This window comes from Roseovarius sp. (genome assembly GCF_018066915.1).
Taxonomy (GTDB): Bacteria; Pseudomonadota; Alphaproteobacteria; order Rhodobacterales; family Rhodobacteraceae; genus Roseovarius.
The window spans coordinates 1-3,511 of sequence record NZ_JAGPVV010000048.1 but is presented as its reverse complement, the minus strand read 5'-3'; the positions used below and the strand labels follow the sequence as shown (position 1 = coordinate 3,511).

The 3,511-nt window shown below is 62.4% G+C and carries 5 protein-coding genes and 1 pseudogene; all 6 read right to left on the bottom strand.

The features are described 5' to 3' along the window. Positions 1-277: 277 nt before the first annotated feature. On the bottom strand, positions 278-1,048 hold the full coding sequence (locus KBT70_RS02815) for a CatB-related O-acetyltransferase (RefSeq protein WP_296628536.1): 771 nt from the start codon (positions 1,046-1,048) through the stop codon (positions 278-280). A gap of 171 nt (positions 1,049-1,219) precedes the next feature. Next, a complete protein-coding gene (locus KBT70_RS02810; protein WP_296628534.1) occupies positions 1,220-1,516 on the bottom strand; it encodes a 50S ribosomal protein L23 in 297 nt (98 codons plus the stop codon). After that, positions 1,513-2,130: a 50S ribosomal protein L4 gene (gene rplD, locus KBT70_RS02805; RefSeq protein ID WP_296628532.1), complete on the bottom strand. Its 618-nt coding sequence runs from the start codon at positions 2,128-2,130 to the stop codon at positions 1,513-1,515. The genes KBT70_RS02810 and rplD overlap by 4 nt, the downstream gene beginning before the upstream one ends. Next, a complete protein-coding gene (gene rplC / locus KBT70_RS02800) occupies positions 2,127-2,969 on the bottom strand; it encodes a 50S ribosomal protein L3 (RefSeq protein ID WP_037273465.1) in 843 nt (280 codons plus the stop codon). Before rplC ends, rplD begins: the two co-directional genes overlap by 4 nt. A gap of 12 nt (positions 2,970-2,981) precedes the next feature. Further along, positions 2,982-3,290 (bottom strand): 30S ribosomal protein S10, encoded by a 309-nt coding sequence (gene rpsJ, locus KBT70_RS02795; RefSeq protein ID WP_037273464.1) that lies wholly within the window; start codon positions 3,288-3,290, stop codon positions 2,982-2,984. Between the two features lie 82 nt (positions 3,291-3,372). Then, positions 3,373-3,511 (bottom strand): annotated as a pseudogene (tuf, locus tag KBT70_RS02790) (elongation factor Tu); the annotation flags it as partial.

Sequence of the window (3,511 nt, the reverse complement as noted above, 5' to 3'; positions counted from 1 at the left end):
GCCCACGCTGGCCCGGCGTCGTCGGCTTATACGACTTGAGTGCCATGCTTTCTGTCTTCCGTTTGCTTACGGCGGGATGCCCCGCCTATGTTATAGCCCCCCGAGGGTGGCCAAGGTATGAGGCCCCGTAGGTCCCCGGTTAGAGTTGTCCATACGAACAACAGCGAAGCCCCGGACGAATCCGGGGCCTTGCGGATGGGGTCTGATAGGGGAGGGCGTCTGCGCGGTCAAGGGGTTTGGCCAAGAATCACAGGCGGAAACCGTCGCCTGCCCTGCTTCAACCGCGACCTGCTCCGGGATCAAGGGCCGCCTCGCCCTCGGACTCCCAATCGTGGAGAAGTTGCCGCGCTGTGACCCGTGCCTCTGGCCATCGTGGCACGGCGCCTGCAACCGCCGCAGCGTGATCCAGAAACGCCCCGATATCCCGTGGGTCTACCCCATCCCATGTCGAGAGCGACCAGTGCCACCACTCGGACTTGAGAAGCCGCTCGATCACCGGTGCCTCAAAGCGCCACCGCACCAGCCGCGCGGGAACCCCAGCGACAATCGCATAGGGTGGCACATCGCGTGTCACCACCGCGCGCGCGGCAATCACCGCCCCGGTGCCCACGGTGATCCCATGCGCCAAGAGCACATCATCGCCGATCCACACATCCTCGCCAATCTCGACCGGCCCCCCGATGTCCTCGAACTCGGGAAAGTCGCGCCGTTCCGCGCCCCAGCCGCGTGCCCGCCTCGGGCGATAGAAGGCGGGGCTCGATGACACCCAATCCACCGGATGCCGGTTGCCCATCACCGTCACGCCCGACCCGATGGAGCAATAGCGCCCGATCCGCGCGACCGGCCCGAAAAAGCTCTGGGCATAGCTATAGGCCCCAAGCGGCATGAACCGCCCTGGCAGATGCTGGCTGCATGGCTCAAAGGCCGCCTCCACGCCCTCGATGGCCACACGGCCCCGCAGCTTGGGAAAGAAGCGCACGCCGTGGCGCGCCTGCAACCACTCGGCCGCTGCCGCATCCATCGTCATCGCCTTGTCCCGCCGCGCCATGATCCGCCCTGAGTGATCGCTCGTTATGGCCTGTCCAGACCCCGCGTTCCCGTCCTAGGGTCTGCCGTGCCTCAAAGCAACAAAAAGCCCCGAATTGCAGAAACCCCGCCCACCTTTCGGCAGCCGGGGTTCAAATCATTCAACCGCAGGATGGGGACACCCCCACCACGATCAGAGACCCGTGGTCACGTCGATCGTGTTGCCTTCGGCAAGGGTCACATAGGCTTTCTTGACGTCATTCCGACGGCCCAACTGGCCCCGGAACCGCTTTTGCTTGCCTTTGGTGATCGTGGTGTTCACAGCCTTGACCTTGACCCCAAAGAGCGCCTCGACGGCCTCCTTGATGGCGGGCTTGTTGGCGTCCATGTGGACTTCGAACACGACCGCACCACTTTCCGAGACCATGGTGGCCTTTTCGGTGATGATCGGCTTGCGGATCACGTCGTAATGTTCAGGTTTCGCGCTCATTTCAGACGAGCCTCCAGTGCTTCGACACCCGCCTTGGTGATCACGAGCGTGTCACGCTTGAGGATGTCATAGACGTTTGCGCCCATCGACGGCAGAATATCGAGACCCTCGATATTCGCAGCGGCACGGGCGAAATCAGCATTCACCTGTGCGCCGTCGATCACCAGCACACGCTTCCAGCCGAGGTTCTTGACCTGCTTGGCCAACTCCCCCGTCTTGCCGTTCGACGATGCCTCGTCGAGGATCACAAGCGCGCCAGCCTTGGCCTTGGCCGACAGGGCGTGCTTGAGACCAAGCGCGCGGACCTTCTTGGGCAGATCATGGGCGTGGCTCCGCGGAGTCGGACCCTTGTAGATACCACCGTGACGGAAGATCGGCGCGTTCTTGTCACCGTGGCGTGCGCCGCCGGTGCCCTTCTGGCGATAGATCTTCTTGGTGGAATAGCTGGTTTCCGACCGGGTCTTGACCTTGTGCGTGCCGGCTTGCGCCTTGTTGCGCTGCCAGCGGACGACGCGGTGCAGGATATCCGCGCGCGGCTCCAGGCCGAAGATGTCTTCGCCCAGATCGACCGAGCCGGCCGTGCCGCCGTCCAGTTTGATCACGTCGAGTTTCATTCTTCGCCTTCCTTCTTCTCGGCCTGAATGCTGGCCTCAGCCTCTTTCAGTGCGGCTTCCTCAGCGGCAGCGGCCTCTTCGGCCAGACGCTTGGCTTCGGCTTCGGCCTCGGCTGCGGCAGCCGCCGCAGCAGCCTCAGCAGCTTTTGCCGCCTCTTCCGCAGCAGAGCGCAGAGCTGCGGGCAGAATGGCGTTCTCGGGGAACGGCTTTTTCACCGCATCCTTGATCGTCACCCAACCGCCCTTGGAGCCGGGAACAGCGCCCTTGATCATGATCAGGCCGCGATCCGCATCGGTCTTGACGACCTGCAGGTTCTGGGTGGTGACACGCACCGCACCCATGTGACCGGCCATCTTCTTGCCCTTGAACACCTTGCCCGGGTCCTGACACTGACCCGTTGAGCCGTGCGAGCGGTGGCTGATCGACACACCGTGGCTGGCCCGCAGACCGCCAAAGTTGTGGCGCTTCATCGCACCGGCAAAGCCTTTACCGATCGAAGTGCCCGAGACATCCACGAACTGACCTTCAAAGTAATGGTCAGCGGTGATTTCCTCGCCCACGTTGATCATGGCCTCAGGCGCCACGCGGAATTCCGCGATCTTGCGCTTAGGCTCTACCTTGGCTGCGGCGAAATGGCCGCGCATGGCTTGCGTCGTGCGCTTGGCTTTGGCGGTGCCAGCCCCAAGTTGCACGGCCGTATAGCCGTCTTTTTCAGGGGTGCGCTGTGCCACCACCTGAAGTTTGTCGAGTTGGAGAACGGTCACAGGAACCTGCTTGCCGTCTTCCAGGAAAAGCCGGGTCATGCCGACTTTTTTCGCGATCACACCAGAGCGCAACATCTCTTGCTCTCCTTAAACCGAAATCTGCACGTCCACGCCAGCGGCGAGGTCGAGCTTCATCAGCGCGTCCACCGTCTGCGGCGTGGGATCGACGATATCCAATAGACGCTTGTGCGTCCGGATCTCGAACTGGTCGCGGGATTTCTTGTTCACGTGCGGACCACGCAGAACCGTGAATTTCTCGATCTTGTTCGGCAGCGGGATCGGCCCACGCACCTGGGCACCGGTCCGTTTGGCGGTATTGACGATTTCCTGCGTGCTGGCATCCAGCACACGGTAATCAAACGCCTTGAGCCGAATGCGAATATTTTGGCTTTGCATTTGTCTTAGCCTTTCGCGGCATTGGAGTTGATAGGAGGAAGGCCGGACCACCCGGCCCCCCTCGTCGAACCCTTAAAGGTTGTTACTCGATGATCTTCGACACGACGCCGGCGCCGACGGTGCGGCCGCCTTCGCGGATGGCGAAGCGCAGGCCGTCTTCCATGGCGATGGGCGCGATCAGCTCAACCGTGAACTTCAGGTTGTCGCCCGGCATCACCATT

Excerpts from the sequence above, each read along its gene's own strand:
- KBT70_RS02815 (WP_296628536.1), bottom strand. The coding sequence starts at position 1,048 with ATGGCGCGGCGGGACAAGGCGATGACGATGGATGCGGCAGCGGCCGAG.
- KBT70_RS02810 (WP_296628534.1), bottom strand. The coding sequence starts at position 1,516 with ATGAGCGCGAAACCTGAACATTACGACGTGATCCGCAAGCCGATCATC.
- rplD (WP_296628532.1), bottom strand. The coding sequence starts at position 2,130 with ATGAAACTCGACGTGATCAAACTGGACGGCGGCACGGCCGGCTCGGTC.
- rplC (WP_037273465.1), bottom strand. The coding sequence starts at position 2,969 with ATGTTGCGCTCTGGTGTGATCGCGAAAAAAGTCGGCATGACCCGGCTT.
- rpsJ (WP_037273464.1), bottom strand. The coding sequence starts at position 3,290 with ATGCAAAGCCAAAATATTCGCATTCGGCTCAAGGCGTTTGATTACCGT.